Raw genomic sequence first — 18,059 nt, 5'->3', positions numbered from 1 at the left:
TCAGGTCATGGCAGCCGACGTCAGCTGCGGCCGATCAGCCCTGCCTCTCGGGGACATAAAGCACCAGCCCGTCCAGTTCCGGTCGAAGCTTGATCTGGCAGGACAGGCGGGAATTGGGCTGCGGCTCGTGGGCGAAGTCCAGCATGTCCTCCTCCATCGGCTCGGGCTCCCCGACCTTCTCGCGCCAGGCCTCGTCGACATAGACGTGGCAGGTGGCGCAGGCGCAGGCCCCGCCGCATTCAGCCTCGATGCCCGGAACGTCGTTCTTCACGGCGTTTTCCATCGCCGTTGTCCCGTCGCGGGCGTCGAGGTCGTAGCGTGTCCCGTCCACGGTCTGGAACGTGATCTTGGTCATCGCGGAGGGCCCTGTCTTTCGTTGCACCTTAGCGCCGCAGCTTCCGGTCGCGACCGTCGCCCCGACCGGGCGTCCATCATGACCAAAGCGAGCGTCCAGGCATGGGTGTTAGAGAGCGAGAGCCAAGGGAGTCAATTGGAAGCGCTCCAGTTTTGCGTAGAGGCGCCGCGACGTGCCCGCGCGCAAGACCTCGAAACTCCATCGCGGCGAATGAAACGCGGCCCTCGCAGAATGGTCAGGCGGCGGAGAGGTCGCGTGCGAAACGGCCGGTTTCGTCGAGTTCGCGAAGAAGCGCGTCCATCGCGGCCGTGTCGGCCGAATCCCTTTCGAACCGCTCGGCGGCCTCGGCGAGGCGGAACGCGCCGAGATTGCGGGCTGCTCCCTTGAGCGCGTGGGCGAGACGGGCTCGCTCCTCTTTCGAGGCGGTTTCGATCACCGAGCTGACGCGCTCGATCTGGATGACGAGAAGGCCGAGGACTTCCGTTTCGAGCGCCGGATCTCCAGCCGTCTGATGGGAGAGATGCACCAGGTCGATCGGCGACAGACGCGATAGGACGGCCTTGCGGGCGGGACCCTTCGGGGCAATGCCGCTGTTGCGTTCGCTTTCGTGTGGCTGGGACACGACATTCTCCGATGCTGGCGCGGCGGGGCCGCTTGGCCCGACGGCGACGACGAGCGGGATCGCCTTTCGCACCAGAATCGTCTCGCGGTTCGGTGAGCAATTCGTTAAGGTCGAAGGAAAAATGCGCAACGACAATGGTTTGGCGTGTTTCGTGCAAGCCCGGCAGGACAGGCGCTGCGACCGAAAAACGCACAATTGCCCGGCCATCGTTAACCTTATGTTTAAACTTGTAGGAATCGGCCGGCTTTACGGTTTCTTTCAATCCGGCGGCCCACTAACATTCTGACGGGAGATTCTGCGGCTTTTGTGCCGGGGTTCTGGTCCTCTGACCAGCCTTGGCATGGGGCCGAAAGGACCGGCGACGCACACCGTGGCGCCGAACTTTCAGGGCAGACGTAAAGAGTATCGAGGCGCGACGGCCATGTCCAAGACGAAACCATTCGATCAGCTGTCCGACGATGCGGTCAACGAGTTGGAAGAAGCGCTCGCCGATCTCGACATCGACTCGGACGAGGCGGAAACCATGGCCGAGGCGAGCGGCCATCTCGAAGAGACCGCCGCCGAAGAGAACATCGACGTCGTTCTTTCCCTCGAGGATTTCGAGCGCCAGATCAGCGAAACCGCAGGTCAGCTGCGCAGCGACGAGGCCGTGTCCGAAACGGATGCCGCTGCCGCATCGGCTGCGGTGGGAACGGCGATGGCCGCGGCGGGGGCGGCAGCGGCCGCAGGCGCAGCCGGGGCCGCCGCTCAGCCACGTTCCGCCGGACAGGACGGCGCATCCGCCGACGGTGGCTCGCGAGCCGGGGCGCGGCCGGAGACGCGGGAGACCCGCGGCGCGCCGGACGAGCAGCCGCGCGCCTACAGCCAGGCGCCGGCCAATGACGAAGAGCGGCGCAATGCTGTCTGGGCGGAGGCGCTGTTGCAGCGCCGCGCCTCCCGCACGCCGGTCTGGATCGCTGGAATTGCCGCCATCGTCTGGGTCGCCGCCCTCGCCTTCGGAGCTTCCTCTATCTACGGCACCGACGTCCAGGCCATTTCGGAGGGACTGAGCGACCCCCTGCGACAGGGTGAACTGCTCGCTCTCATCGCGCTGATCGTTCTGCCGCCGATTCTCTTCCTGGCCATCGGGCTGATGGTTCGGCGCTCCGCTGATCTTCGCCTGATGAGCCGGTCGCTGGCCGAGGTGGCGATGCGTCTGGCCGAGCCGGAAAGCGTTGCGACCGAACGCGTGATGAGCGTCGGTCAGGCCGTTCGGCGGGAAATCTCCGGTCTTGCGGAAGGCGTCGAACGCGCCTTGTCGCGGACGGTGAATCTCGAAGGCGCGGTGCGCAGCGAGGTCGGCGCTCTGGAACGGGCCTATGCCGACAACGAAGTGAAGATTCGCGCCCTTGTTCAGGATCTCGGCACCGAGCGCGACGCGATGCTGTCTCACGCCGAGCGCCTTCGCTCCGCCGTTCTGGGGTCCCATCAGAGGCTGGTCGGCGACGTCGAGGCGACGTCCGATGCCGTCCTTGCCCGCATCGAGGAGGCCTCGCAGCGCTTCACGACCCTGATCGAGGAGCGCAGCGCCAATCTTGCGCGGGAATACGAGACGCAGAACGGCAATCTCTCCGAAATGCTGGACAACAAGGGTCTTGCGCTTCGCGAGCAGCTGACCACCGAGGGCGACGCGCTTCTCGCGCGGCTCGACGAGTTTGCTGCCAATGCCGGCCAGAAGCTGATCGGCGTCGGGGAGAAGATTTCCGCAGATCTCGACGAGCAGTCCGGCCGAATCGGTCTCGACGTTGAGGAACGCAGCGCGGCGATCGTGGCGCTGTTCAGCGAGCGGGCGAACGGCATCAAGGATACGCTCACCGAAGACACCCAATCGCTGGTCGAGCGCATCACCGGCAGCGCGGACGAATCCCTGCGCCGGCTGACGGAGACGAACGAGACGCTCGCACGGGAGAGCGAAGAGCGCAGCCGCGCCCTCGCCGACAATATCGAGGATCGCAGCCAGAAGCTGATCACCGTCTTCGAAGAGAAGAGCTCGGCGCTCGATACCCGAATGAGCGATCTCGGCGACCGGCTCGTCGCCGACATCTCCTTCACCACCGAGAATGCGACCACGCAGATGGAAACTGCCGGCGAGGAGATTGGCCGCGGTCTCGAGGAGCGCGCCCAGCGTCTCGCCAGCGAGTTCGATGCACGGGCCCAGGACCTTCTCGCCGGTTTCGACGGCAAGACGGCCGCGATCGTCGAGCGGGCCCATGGCGCGAGCGAGCAGCTGCTTGATGCCATCAGCTCGACCAGCGACACCGCCGTCTTGCGCCTCGGTGAGACCAGCGAGACCGTTGCCAGGAGGATCGCCGACCAGAACATCGCGCTGAGCGAGGACTTCGCGACGCGCAGCCAGTTCCTTTTGAGCGATCTCAGCGAGAGGAGCGCGGCGCTGCAGGCCAGCGTCCGCGAGGTGAGCGAGCAGCTCGTCGTCGGTCTGACGCTGGGTGCCGATAGCGCGGTCGAAAGCATCGTCGGTGCCGGCGAGACCACGGAGCGGGCCCTCGAAGAGCAGCTGGAACGCCTCTCCACCCGGTTCGACACGCAGACCGGTCAGGTCGTTGCCCGGATGAACGAAACGTCCGATGCGGCGACCCGCCAGTTGCTCGCCTCGGCCAACGAGGCCAGCGAGCGCCTCGACGCGACGACCGGAACGCTGCTTTCGCGGGCCGGCGACGTCACCGCCGAAATGACGGCGATCGGCACCGAAGTCGTCAGCCGCCTGATGGCCTCTGCGGATGCCGCAACGGGTCTCCTGCGCTCGCGCACGGAAATGCTGAACGAATACAACGACACCTTCGTCGCCGGGCTCGCTGAGGCTCTCGATGATCGTGCCCTGACGATGCGGCTGCAGAGCGAGACCTTCCTCGATGGCCTCGGGACGCTCTTCGACGAACGCCTCCGCGAGATCGAGGCGCAGAGCAATACGTTCCAGGCCGGTGTCGCCGAACAGATCGACACGCGTCGGGAGGGCCTGGAGGATAGCGCCAGCCGCTTCCTCAAGAGCGCCGAGATCGAAATCGGCGAGCGGGCCGATCGGATCGCACAGCTTCTGTCCGACAACAACACGCAGACGCTGGGCGGTCTCGATAACCGCATCGAAGTCATCGAAAAGGCGCTCGGCGAGCGTGGCCCGGCCCTGATCGAAGCGATCGAGAACCGCGCCAATGCCATCGAGCTATCGGCCGAGCGGGTCTCGACGGCGATCAACGATCGGTCGAAGTCCTTTGCGCAGGCTCTGGCGGAGCGGACCCGCGAGATTATCGAAGCGTTCGAAAAGGGCCATTCCGACCTTTCGGAAATGACCGACGGCGCGGTGGCTTCGACCGACAGGGTGCTTCAGGCGCGCAGCGGCGAATTGCGGACGATCCTGACCGAAGGCCAGTCCGGCATCGACGCCGTTCTTGCGGAGCGCACCGGCGCTCTGTCGGAAGCTCTCGATCAGCGCCTCCTCTCCTTCGACCTGACCGCCGACACCCGGATCGATGCCATCGACGAACGGGCCGGCGAGATCGGCAGCAAGCTGAACAGCGCCTCCGAGCGCATCCAGGCGGTGCTCACCGAGCGCCGCGACGAGATCGAGACCGTCATGGCCCGGGTCGCGGACGGTTTCGAGGCGAATTTCGCAAACCGGATGCAATCGCTTCAGGAGACCTTTGCCGGCCAGACCGAGCGGTTCGCCAGAGCCCTCGACGAGGCGCAGCGGCTCGTCGTCGACAACATGGACCTGCGGTCCGACCAGGTCGCCGAACGGATCGGGACGGTGCTCGGCGAGATCGGAACGGCGGTCGGTGCCGCCGAGGGGCTTCTGGCGCGCGGACTCGACGAAAAGGCCGCGACGTTCTCCGCGCTCTTCGAAGAACGCCGCGGTGCCATCGAGCAGCTCCTCGCCATGTCCGAGGATTCCATCGTCAACGCGCTTGACGAGCGGATCAACGCCATCGCCTCGACACTGGCCGAGCGCGGCACCAATCTGCAGCACGCGCTCGACGGCGGAAGCGCCAATATCATCAGTGGGATCGACGAGAAGTCTCATGCGCTGCTCGAGAATATCGATCGGCGCACCGGCGACCTCAATGCCGGCCTTGCGGACAGGCTGCATGCCAATGAACGCCTGGTCGGCGACGCGCAGGACGCGCTGCTTGCAAGCTTCGATGCCCGCAAGGGAGAACTCGCCGAAATCCTCGAGAACCGCTCTGCGACGCTGAAGAGCATCAGCGACGAGATGCCGGCGCGGATCGCTGCGGCGATCGACGAACGGCTCGGAAACGTCTCGAGCGGCTTCGACGACGTCGTCGCCTCGATCGTCAGCGATCTGTCGGAGCGGATCGAAGGCCTCGGCAAGTCGCTCGAGGACACGCGCGCCGCGATGGTCGGCACCGTCGACGCCCAGTCCGGCCGGTTCCGCGACGAGCTCGACGAGCGCACCCGCGGGTTCGAGGATCACATTTCCATCAGCGCCGGTGCCCAGCTCGCGGCCATCGAGAGTGCCCTCTCCATGGTCGTCGAGGGCCTCGACGAGCGCCTTTCGCGCCTCAGCGCGGTGGCGGAGAGCGCCAAGGGCGACATCGAAAACGGTCTTGCGGGCGAAGTCGAAGAGCTGCGGCAGACGATCGCTTCTGGTGTCGCGAGCCTCTCGGGCGAAATGCGCGGCGGCGGACAGTCGCTCGATACCGCCCTCGAAACCCGTATCGCCGAGCTGCGCGCAGCCTCGGAGACGGCCGAGGCCGGTATCCGCGAAAGCCTCGATCAGCGGATCGACAAGCTGAGCGAGCTTCTGGCAGCTAGCCGCAACGACGTCTCCGGTGCCTTCGATCAGGGGCTCGGCGAGATTTCGGGCGACATTGCCGATCGGATCAGCCGTATCTCCGAAAGCCTGGATGGCCGCACCGCGGCCCTGCGCACGATCATCGAGGACGCGCGCGGCCTCCTCGTCGATGGTCTGGACGAGCGGCTCCTTTCGATCCGCAATCTCGTCGAGGGATCGGAGGGCACGATCCTCTCCGCTCTCGACAAGCGCAAGGACGAGTTCGGCCTTCAGATCGAAAGCGGGCGGTCGGCCCTCGCCGAGACGCTGGAAGAGCGGATCAACTCGCTCACCGACGCCCTGTTCGAGGCGGATCTGAAACTTGCCACCTCCTTCGACGAGCGCCGCGACACGCTTGCCTCGCTGATCGACGGAGCGGTGAGCTCGGCCGCCGCGACCTTCGAGGACCGTGCGGACGACGTCAGACGCACGATCGAGCAGTCGGTGGGCGATATCTCGCAGACGCTCGAAGGCCGGCGTGAGGATCTCCTGGCGGCGCTGGAGACCGGCTCGTCGACCCTCGTGGGTGCGCTCGACCAGCGCACCGAAGCGATCTCGACCGCGCTCGAGCGGGGCCTCGGCAATGTCGAGCGCACGCTGAATGCCCGGACCGCCACGATCGCCGAGGCGATCCGCACGACCGTCACGGAAGCGACGGCCGCCATGGCGGAAGAGGCCGGCCGGGCCCGTCAGGGTCTGATGGCAGAGACCGAAAAGGTCTCCGTCAGCGTCGGCGATATTTCGCGGCTGTTCGATACCGCCAGCGAAAGCGCCCGCGAGCGCATCGCCGCGGAGGCCGAGAAGCTCACGTCGCGGCTCGAAGCTCTCGCCAACGAGCTGTCCGAACGTTCGGAAACCGCCGGGACCAAACTCGTCAACGAAGGCGGACGGATCGCTGAAACCATCGGCGGATCGGCCGAGGTCATCCGGTCGCTGTCCGAGGAGTCGCGCAAGCGCTTCGCGTCCGAAGCCGAAGCCCTGGCGAACCAGATCGCCGGTCTCACCGGCGACATTCGCCGCGAGGCCGACGACGTTCGCGATCAGCTCGGCCAGCAGCGCATGAGCCTCGTCGATACGCTCGCCGGTATCTCAGGCGTCGTCGCCGGCGAGTTCGACCGCAACACCGAAGCCTTCGCCGCCCGGATCACGGCAGCCAGCGAAGAACTGCGCAAGGTGGCGGAGGAAAACCGCTCGCGCCTCGATGGCGACAGCGCGCGGCTTGCAGCGGAGTTCGAAAAGGCGGTCGCCCGGATGGGCGAACTGGCCGAGACCGCCGAGGGAGCCCTCAAGGGCTCCGGCGACGATTTCTCCGCAAGGGTCAGCCACGCGGCCGGTGCCATGCGCAGTGCCACCGGCGACATCGCCGCGGCGCTCGAAGCACGCGCTGACGGCTTCTCGAACGAGCTCGAGGCAGTCATCCGCCGGCTTGGAGACCTGTTGGCCGAAAACCCGGTCACCGGCGAGATCGATGCATCGACCGCGCGGTTGCGGGAAGAGCTGGTCACCTCTTCGGAGGCCCTGCGCGGCGAGGTCGCCGGTGTCGTCGCCCAGCTGCGCAGCGAAGTCGCGACGGTCTCCGGTCAGTTGCTGCTCGATGCCGAGAGCGTTCGCGACGAGATCTCCAATCGCGGCGGCGACCTGTCGAACCAGATCGCGGCGGTGTCCGAAATCATCCGCCTCGAGACGGAGCGGGCACGCGGCACGCTGCTCGACAGCGCCGGCTCTGTCGGTGAAGAGCTTGCCGGACGCATGAGCGAGACCGAACGCAACCTCGCCACCACGACGCGGATGATGAACGAGGAGCTGGAGGAAAAGACCCGCACCCTGTCCGCGATGCTTTCGGCCCGCAATGCCGAGATCAGCCGCATGCTCGATGAGGAAGCGCGTCCGATCCTCTCGCAGATCGGCGACGGTGGTACGGAACTCGCCCGCCTGCTGCAGGTGACCAGCCGCGATGCCGCCGAAAAACTGCGCAACGAGAATGCTTCTCTTGCCGCAGCTCTCGGCCGCAGGGCTCAGGAGACGATCGCGGCGCTCAACCAGTCCTCCGACGCCATCCTCGGTGCGCTGGACGAGCGGGCGGCCGCGACCGTCGGCATGGTCGGCGAAATGCGCGAGCAATTGCAGCGCGACGTCGGCTCGTTGATCGGCCGTCTGGCCCAGACATCGAGTTCGCTGCGCGGTCTCGTCGAGGAGACGGCGGGCAATCTCGGCGCCATCGACGGCATCCTCAAGGAAAGCGGGGCTCGCTTCGCCGAGGATGCGAAAGAGGCGACGAATTCGATCTCGCTCAGCGCCCGTATGCTGGACTCGAACGTCGACAGGCTGGACCAGCTGTCGCTCGCGGCCTTCTCCAAGATCGCCTCCATGGCCGATCGCTTCCAGGAACATGGCGCCGTGCTGACGGAGACGGTCGGTCTTCTGGAGCATCGCGAGGAAGGCCTGCGGACAGTTCTCGAAGGCGGCCATGCCGGTCTCGACGCGTTGTCGTCGGGGCTCGTCAGCCGCTCGGAGGAGATCGGCGCGCTGATGCGGTCCTTCGAGGACGTCGTGAACGGCCTGTTCGACCGGACCGAGCAACGGTCGCGGCTGATTACCGAGCGTCTCGCCGGCGACGTCGGCTCGTCTCTCGACGGTGTCGAAAATCAGCTGCGGGAGGCCGAAGAGCGCTCGCTGCAGACCGCAGCGGCGCTGCGCGAAGCGGTTCAGGCCGCGCTCGGCGATGCCGGAGCAAGGTTCGAACGCTCGACCGAGGAGATCCGCCGGGCTGCCGGGGAGATCCGCTCCGAATTGGAATCGGCCCGTGCGGAGGTCAAGCGCGGCGTGTTCGAGCTTCCCGAGGAGACGAAGTCCAGCACCGAAGCGATGCGCCGGGCCGTCTCGGACCAGATCCGGGCGCTGCGCGAACTCTCCGACATCGTGTCCCAATCGGGTCGGGCCTTCGACGTCTCCGACCGCTCGCGGCCGGCTCCGTCACGGCCGCAGGCGGAGGCCCGCCCGTCCGTCTCGGAGCCCAAGCGAGCCGAGCCGGCAAAGGCGCCCGCTCCCATCTTCGACTTCGACGACGATGATGCGGCAGATGTCGAACAGGAGATCGCCGCCTCCTTCCTGAGCGATGGCAATCTGGCGCGGGACCTGCGTGGTTCGAACTTCGAGCCGGCACGAAGCGAGCCGCAATCGCCCGTGACGAGGACGTCCTTCGACCAAACGCCGGCGCAACCGGCGAGCGGCCGCAGCGACAATGCCGCGAGCCGACCGGCGGCAACGCCGCCCACAAGCTCCGGTGTGTCCTCATCCGAGACGCGGACAGGGCCTTCGGGCAACGGGGCGGCGGGCAATGCATCGGCGTCCCCGACGCCGCCGCGCCTGCCGGAGCCGGAGCGCCTCGCACCCGTTCGCCCGCGCGAGCGCAGCGAGAACGACCGGGGTGCGGGCTGGGTCTCCAACCTGCTGCGCCGGGCGTCCGAGGACGAGGATCCGTTCGCAGGCGAAGTCACCAAGCCGCAAGCTCAGCAGCCGAGCCCGCCGGCGAACCGCGAGACCGCGCCCGCCGAACGATCGGCGGACCATGTCGTCGAATCGTTGAACTCGCTGTCGATGGATATCGCCCGCGCGATCGACCACAATGTCTCGATGGAACTGTGGGACCGCTACCGCCGCGGCGAGCGCAACGTGTTCACACGGCGGCTCTATACGATGCAGGGACAGCAGACCTTCGACGACATTCGTCGCAAGTATCAGAGGGACAGCGAGTTCAAGGAGGCGGTCAATCGCTACATCGCCGATTTCGAGGCTCTGCTGCAGGATATTTCCCGCAACGATCCCGACAACCGGATGTCGCGGACCTATCTCTCCTCGGATACGGGCAAGGTCTATACGATGCTCGCCCACGCCTCCGGCCGTTTCGACAGCTGACGCAAAGCGTTCCCGTCGTCTCTGAAAGCAACGAAGGCCCCGGATCGCCAGGATCCGGGGCCTTTTCGTTTCACTGCCCATGATGCGGGCATTTGCCGGTGGGCAAATCCTGCCATGGCGGTTAGAGCGCCGTGCGTCCGAATGGACGCACAAGGGACGCTCTAACGTACTGATTCTACGCATCGTGCTTTCCGAAAATCGATTCCGATTTTCGGGCCGATGCTGTAGATTCCGGTGATCGGGCCAACGATCCGAAAAATTGCCGATTTCTCGTGCTCTTGACACGGGCCGTGCGGCTGGTCGTCAAAGCCGCTGTTGCCTCGCCGCAGAGGCGACGGGCCGAGCGAATGTTGAACCGAACTTTGGGAATGCCGCATGCGTAATCCTCTCGCCGCCCTGTGTGCCCTCGGCCTTGCCGCCGCGCACTTCGCGGCCGCCGACCCTGCGCATGCCCAACCGGCCCATGCGATCGCCATGCAGGGTGAGCCGGCCCTGCCCGATGATTTCAAGACCCTGCCCTATGCCAACCCCGATGCGCCCCAGGGCGGGACCATGCGCTACTGCGTCTTTGGCAATTTCGACAATCTCAACCCGGTCATCGTGCGCGGCGCGCTGACAACGGCGCGGGGCATCTGGTTCGACAAGGAGTTCGGCAATCTCGTCTTCGAGCCCTTGATGCAGCGCTCGCCCGACGAGCCGTTCACGATGTACGGGCTGATCGCCAAGACGATCGAGACCGACGACGCGCGGTCATACGTCGAGTTCCAGCTCGATCCCGACGCCAAGTTTTCCGACGGCCAGCCGATCCGGCCCGAAGACGTCCTCTTCACGGTGCGCATGCTGCGCGAATATGGCCGGCCGATCTATGCCAACTGGCTGCGCCCGGCGGTGAAGATCGAAAAGGTCGGCAAGAACGGCGTCCGATTCACCTTTGACAAGACCGCAGACCGCGAAACGCCGCTGCTGATCGCCGGCCTGCCGGTTCTGCCCGAGCATGCATTCGACGAGAAGACCTTCGACAAGACGACGCTGAAGCCGGTGATCGGCTCGGGGCCTTACGTGATCGCCGACGTGAAGCCCGGCCGGGAAATCACCTACAAGAAGAACCCGGACTACTGGGCCAAGGATCGGCCGATCCGCAAAGGCGTCTTCAACTACGACACCATCGTCATCGATTATTATCGCGATTCCAACGCCCAGTTCGAAGCCTTCAAGAAGGGCAACTGCTACGTCTATCTGGAAGGCGACCCCGGCCACTGGCGCACCGCCTACGACTTTCCCGCGGTCAAGGACGGCCGGGTGATCAAGGAGACGTTCGAGACCGGCGCGCCGGCCAACATGCTGGCCTTCGTCTTCAACACGCGCAAGCCGATCTTTGCCGACCGCAAGGTGCGCAAGGCCCTGTCGATGCTGTTCGACTTCGAATGGGCGAACAAGACGCTGTATTACGGCGCCTATCAGCGCACCGGCTCGTTCTTCCAGAATTCCGAGCTCTCGGCGCTCGGGCGCCCGGCAAGCGACAAGGAAAAGGCGCTGCTTGCGCCCTATCCCGGCGATGTCGATCCAGACGTCATGAACGGCACCTATGCGCCGACCGTCACCGACGGCTCGGGTTCGGACCGAAAGGTCCTGCGCGCGGCGCTGAAGGCTTTCGAGGACGCCGGCTACAGCTTCAAGGGCCGGCAGCTGGTCGGCCCGAACGGCAATCCGATGACCTTCGAGATCATGGTGCAGTCGTCCAGTCAGGCCAAGATGGCCGAGGCCTACACGCGCACGCTCGGCCGCCTTGGCATCGCCGCGACGGTGCGCCTCGTCGACGACAGCCAGTATCAGGCCCGCAAGGACGCCTTCGATTACGACATGATCATCGGCGCCTATTCGGCCTCGCTCTCGCCGGGCGCCGAGCAGAGCTATCGCTGGGGATCTCGGGCCAAGGACATCAACGGCTCGTTCAACTATGCCGGTGCGTCCGATCCGGCGCTCGACGACATGATCAACAAGATCGTCACGACGAGGTCCCGGGAAGACTTCGTCGCCGCCGTCCGGGCCTATGACCGGCTGCTGATCTCGGGCTACTACGTGGTTCCGCTGTTCCACCTGCCGGAGCAGCGCCTGGCCCGCTGGGCCTTCATCAAGCCGCCGCAGACCACGCCGCTCTATGGGTATCAGCTCCCGACCTTCTGGCGCGATCCGCAGTGAATTCGACCGAGACTGCGCCGTCTCGCGACAGTGAGACGGGCTGCGGGCGGTCTGCGCCGCGCGACTGAGTGCGTGGCCTGACAGCATCTTTCTCGTGTCGAAGGCCGCACATTTGCCTGTCCTACGCTAACTGCAACTCCTCGACCCGTTCGATGCGAGGGAGAACAGCGTGCTGTTAGACGTCTTGGCCTGGGTCGCGCTGGCAGCCATCGGCACGGCTGTCGTGTGGAAGGGCAGCGGACTTCTGGAAAGCTCCAGCGGCAAGCTCTCGGCGCATTACCGGCTGCCGCCCGTCGTTCACGGCTCGATCGTCGTCGCCGTCGGGTCGAGCTTTCCCGAACTTTCGACGACCGTTCTTTCGGCGCTGATTCACGGCGAGTTCGAGCTTGGAATCGCCGCGATCGTCGGTTCGGCAATTTTCAACATTCTGGTCATTCCGGCGCTTTGCGGCCTGTTCAGCGCCAACAGGCTCGAGTCGAACCGCGAGCTCGTCTACAAGGAATCGCAATTCTACATGGTGTCGGTGGCGGTGCTCCTCATCACCTTCGCCATGGCCGCGATCTACAATCCGGTGGCGCAGGAGGCGAGCGGCCTGATCACCGGCGAACTGACCCGGGCGCTCTCGCTCATCCCGATCGCGTTCTATCTCCTGTATGTCCTCATTCAGTATCTCGAGACCCGCGAGCATCCCGCCGAGAAGACCGAGGAAACGATCCGGCCTTTGCGCGAGTGGATGATCTTCGCGGTGTCGCTTCTGGTGATCGTCGCCGGCGTCGAGGGGCTGGTGCGCTCGGCGATCAATCTCGGCGAGATCTTCGAGACACCGAGCTTCCTGTGGGGCTTCACCATGGTTGCCGCAGGCACCTCGCTGCCCGACGCCTTCGTTTCCATTCGCGCGGCGCGGAAGAACGAGGGTGTCACGGCGCTGGCCAATGTTCTGGGATCGAACGTCTTCGATCTTCTCATTGCGATCCCGGCTGGCGTCCTCGTCGCCGGGGCGACGGTGATCAACTTCTCCGTCGCCGCCCCGATGATGGGGCTTTTGACGGTTGCGACGGTGGCGCTGTTCGTGGCGATGCGGACCGGCATGCTGATCAGCCGCCGCGAAAGCGTCGCCCTGCTCGCCCTCTACGCGGTCATGGTCACATGGGTGACGCTCGAAAGCCTCGGCATCACGAGCGTTCTGTCCGGTCTTCTACAGACCGTGGAGTGACCGCACGGCTTTACCTGCGGCGCTGATCGGCAAATGGGATCGGGCCTTGATCCGGCCGAGGGCTATTCGAACCCGACTGCGTCGACCAAACCTTCGTCGCAACCGCCATCGGTGGGCCGGGCCGCAGCGATCAACCTGGACACGTCAGGATTCTCGGTGATTTCACCGACAAGGCCAATGGTCAATTCAACGATCAGCCGGCGGCCACCGCGCGAGCAGGCGACACGGACACGCTCCCCCGCCCCCTCGCCAAAGCTTTCGTCGAATGCCGCCCGAATCTGGTCGAGCGTCAACGTCTGGCCGATGGCGCCTGCGAAAAGCTCCCGGACCCTCGATCCATTGATCCTCTCGAGCACTGCGAGGGAATCGTCGAAATATTCGTCCTGCGATGTCCCGTAGCAGGTGCCGTGCTTGGTCCATTCATGTCGCTCCAGCAGCGATTGGCTGCCAGGCATCGCCTCGGCAAGCGCCTGGCGCGTATCGTCATCGACGTCGACGGGATCCAGGTCCTCCCAATCAGTTCGCTGAATGGCGCTCCGCTCGTCAGCCGAAAAACCGCAATAGGTGTTGGGGCGTGGCTGCGGCCACAGGCCGTGGAGGCTGAAGTGATCGGCGTCGAACCGCCCTGGCGTTTGTGTCCGGCATTCGGCCTTGCCGCGATGGGTCTCGCAGAAAGCCGGCTGCCAGCTGATTGCGAGGACATAGTCGCGTGAAGGCGTGCTGCCGCTCTGAGACCCGCTTTGGAGTCCCGCAGACACAGCTCCGTCGGATCGGCGACCGGCCTCTCCGGCGTCTCCGCTCACGCCCGTATCGTCGCGAGGGCTGTTCGCCACATTGCCGCCAGCACGGTCGAAGGCTTCGTCCCGGGCTATGAGCTTGACCCAGTCGCCGCAGCTCTTCTCGACCCAGCGCCGGGCAGGCTCTGCCTCGGGCACGAGGACATAGTAGTGCGAGCCATTGACCCTGTTCTCGCCAAGGAGATCATAGGCCCGATCGATCTCCAGCACCGTGCCGCTTTCGCTTGCGGCATTGCGGATCGAGATCGTTGCGTTGCAGGCCTTCCGGGCGACGACGAAACCATCGAGCGGCTCCTGCGCCGCCGTCGGCAGCGCAGAGACGGCCAAGCCAAGCATGAAAAATCCCAGCGGGAGTCCATATGTCCGCATAAAGCGCATTGCTCGCTCCCCGGACGATCGTCCGCCAGCCAACCCACTATCGCACGAGTTGCAGAATAACGTTACGGCATCTTCTTCGCAAGCGAATGCCAGCCACGGTTCCTCCGCCGCGTGCGAAAACCTCTGATCCGCGCTATGAAGCTGCGAAAGCACTTTCGCAGGAGTACCGCAGGCGTTGCCTTTCGACAAAGTGAAATCCCTCGACAGCCGCTCCGGCGCAACGCTTCATCTCTACATGAGCGAGGCGCAGGCCGAGCCGAGAGGCATCGTTCTCGTCTTTCACGGGCTTGCCGAGCATGCCGGGTGCTACGGGCGCTTCGCCGGCGAGCTTTCGCAGGCGGGCTTTCACGTTCTCGCACATGATCACCGCGGCCATGGCTCGACCGTCGCCGCCGATGCGCCATTGCGGCGTTTTGCCGGGACCGGCGGAGCGGAAAAGGTCCTGAAGGATTGCCGCGCCGTTCATCTTCATGCCAACGAGCTGTTCGGCGACCTACCGCTGGTCGTCTTCGGCCACTCCCTCGGCGCCATGATCGCGCTGAATTACGGCGAGCGGTTCGGCCGTGACCTTTCAGGCCTTTGCGTATGGAACGCCGACTTTGCCCATGGGCTCGAGCGCCGGTTGGGCCGCATCGCGCTGAAGGCCGAAAAGGCGCTCAAGGGCTCGGACGTCGCAAGCGATCTGTCGCGCCGCTTCACCTTCGATGCCTGGGCGAAGTCCGTCTCTCCGCGCCGCACGCCCTTCGACTGGCTGAGCCACGACGAAGCAGAAGTCGACAAATATATGAGCGATCCCCTCTGTGGCTTCACGCCGACCGTCTCGATGATGGAGGATATCGCAAGGCTGGTCTTCGAGGCGGGCTCGAAGCCGGGGCTTTCCCTCGTCCCGAGTGACCTGCCCCTGCATATCCTCGGCGGCTCCGAAGACCCTGCCACCCGCAACGGCAAGGCGATCGTGGAACTCGCCGACGAGCTGTCCAGGCTCGATTGCGACCGGATCGAGAGTCTCGTCATACCGGGAGCGAGGCACGCGACCCTGATCGAGACCGAAACCTATCGCAGGCCGGCGATGGAAAGCCTGCTGGCGTTTCTCGATCGGGCCGTCGCCCATCCCGGCCCCGTCACCAGCTCCGGCATGGGCGTCTCGTCGTAGACGATCGGTGGCAAGCTACAGCATCGGCCCAAAAATCGGAATCGATTTTTGGAAAGCACGATGCGAGGATTCAATAGGATAGAGCGTCCTTTGTGCGTCCATTCGGACGCGCGGCGCTCTAGGGTTCGCCACCGCTCAAAGCTCGGGAGGCGAGACGCTGGCTTCGCGCGCGTCCGCCGTCTCGTCGCTCGTCGACATGGTCTCAGGATCGGCAAATGTCGGGTAGACCGGCGCAGGCGGGCCGATGAATTGCGGCCCATCGGGCAACGGTCGAACGAGCCGATACCGAATGAGCTCGTCGGGTCGCAGGACATAGAGGCTCGCCGCCGGCGTTTCCATTGCCTTGATCCAGAGCGCCGGATCCACGCCCATCTCGACGAGGAGGCTCTGGCACTGCGCGGTGGTCGCCTGGATTTCCGCAATCGAGCGGTCGACATTCGAGGACAGACCTGGCTCGGAACCCGACACCGCATAGACCTGGTGAACCCCGATCCAGGCGTTTTCCCCGGCCCGGCGCGTCACCCCGCCGGCAAGGAGCAGCGGGCAGGCCGAAGCGCAATATCCGTCGTCGGGCACGCGCGTCGAGATCTTCCGGCGGCGGACTTCGCCGGCCATCGCGATCGCATCGGCGACGGCGCCGCCAGGCGAATGGATGACGAGCGTCGAGATATCCTTTGTCTCCGGCTCCGAGAGAAATTCCCGCAGGGCCTCGGCGGTCCCGAACTCGATCCGGCCGATGGCGCTCGCCTCGCCATCCTCGCCGACGAAGAAACGCATCGGCTGCGCCAGAGCGTCGCCCTCGACCGGTCCGTCATAGCCAGGAAGGCTCGGCTCGCCGCGATCGGGGCCGACGGGCATGGTGCGCGGCAGATAGGGGCGGATCTGATCGCCGGGCTGCGGCCGGCGCAGCGGGAGCGGCTCGCTGCGGCTGGTCCGCTCCTCTTCGGCCGCCGTTCTCGCCACGTTCTGATAATCGAGGGCGAGAATGGCGACCGAGACGCCGAGGAGCCCCAGAAAGACAAGACGCAGCACAGTGCCTTCCGGCAGCTTCAGGACGATGCGCTCGAGCAGGCCCGGTGGCGTTTCGTCACCGATCATGGACGGCCGGCCGGAACGACTTGGCCACGGTCAGAGAACAAGGCGCGCTCCGCTTTGCTCTCAGCGCGCGGCTGTCTTGGGAAAGGGCGTCGTGGCAGCCGGGCGGTTGCGCTGGACGATGTCGTCTTCCTCACTGGGCGGTCCGACGATTTCGCCATCATAGGCGGGCCGGGCCTCCCGGTTGACCGTCGCCTCTCCGCCCTCTTCGGCTGCCTGGAGTTTCTTCTGGATGCGGAGCGCGCGCATCATCTCGGCTGCGCTCATGTCGCCGAGATCGAACTCCTCTCCCTCTTCCCGGCGGATCACGTCCTGAACGATGCAAAGCACGAAGATCAGGACGGCCGGTAGGAGGTCGATCGAGATCGCACCCGCCCAGGAGGGCAGGAAATCGCGGGCATAGCGGATGACCGCTTCCGGCGCCGAGAGCGGCGTGAAGCGCAAGGGCTCGACCTTCGGGCGGGCAAGAATCTCGTCGGCCGCCGCCGCCAGTGCGTCGCTCTGGGCTTTCACCGATGCCTCGATGGTGCCGACGACCCGGCTCTGGCGGGCGCGCAAATCGGCATCCGCGGCATCGGAGATTGGGGCGATGAAACTGCGGCCGAGATCTTCGGCGGCCCGGCGCACGGCAGGCGCAATCGACGTCTGTTCGAGCGAGGTGAGCAGGCCCGACAGAGCGACGGCCTCGTCGCCATAGGCATTGGCGCGTTCGGCGATCGGGCCTTGCGAGGAGACCAGCTTGCGCATCGCCGCCAGATGTTCCCCGCCCTGGTCGAACAGCGTCTTTACCTGCGTCCGCGATCCCTCGATCTCGCCCTGGAGCCCGGAGAGCTGGTTCGACATCTGGCACAGAAGCTGGACGACGGTGCCCGAGCCGGAGGTGCCGGTGAGAACGCCCGAGCGGGCCTCCTGCTCGGAGAGCTGGGAAAAGCGCTGGGAGGCGAGCTGAATGTCCGGCAAGAGGCTCTGGGCGGCGAGCGCGTTCTCATGGGCCTCGTTGAGCTTTTGCTGATATTCCTCGGTGGTGACCGCCAGATGCTGCTCCAGCGCCGCCGAGCCGGCGAGCGCGGCCGCGTTCAGCCAGGACGACATGGCGATGATCATCGCCGAGCCGATCGCCATGGCGATATACAGCATCCGCCGCCCACCCGGCTGGCGGACATGCGGCATGAAGCGCATCAGATAGGACCAGAAGGCGTAGATCGCGACGGAGACCGCCGCGGAATAGACGATCGCGCCGAGAAACACCGTCGTCTCGTCGCCGTCGAGAAGTTCGCGAACGCCGAGATAGGTGTAGACGCCGCTGGCAAGCGCGAGGACCGACAGCGTGATGCGCGTCGTCGCGTCCAGCCGCGTGACCTGACCCCTCAATGTATAAGACTGCGACGCACCCATGAACGCGGGTTCCCCTTGCGAACTGACGGCGCACGAGACGGTCTCGAACGCGGCGTTGACGAGAGATTAAGGCTTTCCATCGACTTGCGTA

Annotated in this window: 9 protein-coding genes; 4 read left to right on the top strand and 5 right to left on the bottom strand. The window is 65.5% G+C overall.

Annotated features, from left to right (window positions below; translation table 11 throughout):
- Positions 1-34: 34 nt before the first annotated feature.
- A complete protein-coding gene (locus J6595_RS15720) occupies positions 35-355 on the bottom strand; it encodes a 2Fe-2S iron-sulfur cluster-binding protein (RefSeq protein WP_209595532.1) in 321 nt (106 codons plus the stop codon).
- Between the two features lie 235 nt (positions 356-590).
- The gene (locus J6595_RS15715; protein WP_209595531.1) at positions 591-977 is read right to left on the bottom strand and encodes an Hpt domain-containing protein; all 387 of its coding nucleotides are present in this window, start codon (positions 975-977) and stop codon (positions 591-593) included.
- A 421-nt stretch (positions 978-1,398) separates the two neighbouring features.
- Here J6595_RS15715 and J6595_RS15710 point away from each other — a divergent pair, with 421 nt between their 5' ends.
- The 3 genes from J6595_RS15710 (at position 1,399) to J6595_RS15700 (ending at position 13,150) form a co-directional block, all read left to right on the top strand.
- Positions 1,399-9,738, top strand: a complete 8,340-nt coding sequence (locus J6595_RS15710) for an apolipoprotein A-IV repeat region-like domain-containing protein (protein ID WP_209595530.1) — start codon at positions 1,399-1,401, stop codon at positions 9,736-9,738.
- 375 nt (positions 9,739-10,113) lie between these two features.
- Positions 10,114-11,937: an extracellular solute-binding protein gene (locus J6595_RS15705; RefSeq protein WP_209595529.1), complete on the top strand. Its 1,824-nt coding sequence runs from the start codon at positions 10,114-10,116 to the stop codon at positions 11,935-11,937.
- A 169-nt stretch (positions 11,938-12,106) separates the two neighbouring features.
- The gene (locus J6595_RS15700; RefSeq protein WP_342453221.1) at positions 12,107-13,150 is read left to right on the top strand and encodes a sodium:calcium antiporter; all 1,044 of its coding nucleotides are present in this window, start codon (positions 12,107-12,109) and stop codon (positions 13,148-13,150) included.
- A gap of 62 nt (positions 13,151-13,212) precedes the next feature.
- Here the strand turns inward: J6595_RS15700 and J6595_RS15695 are convergent, their stop codons facing one another.
- Positions 13,213-14,325: a ribonuclease T2 family protein gene (locus J6595_RS15695; protein WP_245198530.1), complete on the bottom strand. Its 1,113-nt coding sequence runs from the start codon at positions 14,323-14,325 to the stop codon at positions 13,213-13,215.
- Between the two features lie 175 nt (positions 14,326-14,500).
- On the opposite strand from J6595_RS15695, the gene J6595_RS15690 reads away from it, so the two are divergent.
- Positions 14,501-15,478: an alpha/beta fold hydrolase gene (locus tag J6595_RS15690; protein WP_245198527.1), complete on the top strand. Its 978-nt coding sequence runs from the start codon at positions 14,501-14,503 to the stop codon at positions 15,476-15,478.
- Positions 15,479-15,613: 135 nt separating this feature from the next.
- Here the strand turns inward: J6595_RS15690 and J6595_RS15685 are convergent, their stop codons facing one another.
- A complete protein-coding gene (locus J6595_RS15685) occupies positions 15,614-16,576 on the bottom strand; it encodes a COG3904 family protein (RefSeq protein WP_209595528.1) in 963 nt (320 codons plus the stop codon).
- A gap of 60 nt (positions 16,577-16,636) precedes the next feature.
- On the bottom strand, positions 16,637-17,968 hold the full coding sequence (locus J6595_RS15680; RefSeq protein WP_209595527.1) for a hypothetical protein: 1,332 nt from the start codon (positions 17,966-17,968) through the stop codon (positions 16,637-16,639).
- Positions 17,969-18,059: the final 91 nt, after the last annotated feature.

This window comes from Jiella mangrovi (genome assembly GCF_017815135.1).
In the GTDB taxonomy this organism is placed as follows: domain Bacteria; phylum Pseudomonadota; class Alphaproteobacteria; order Rhizobiales; family Rhizobiaceae; genus Jiella; species Jiella mangrovi.
The sequence above is the reverse complement of the archived record's forward strand: the minus strand, read 5'-3'. Positions and strand labels throughout refer to the sequence as shown.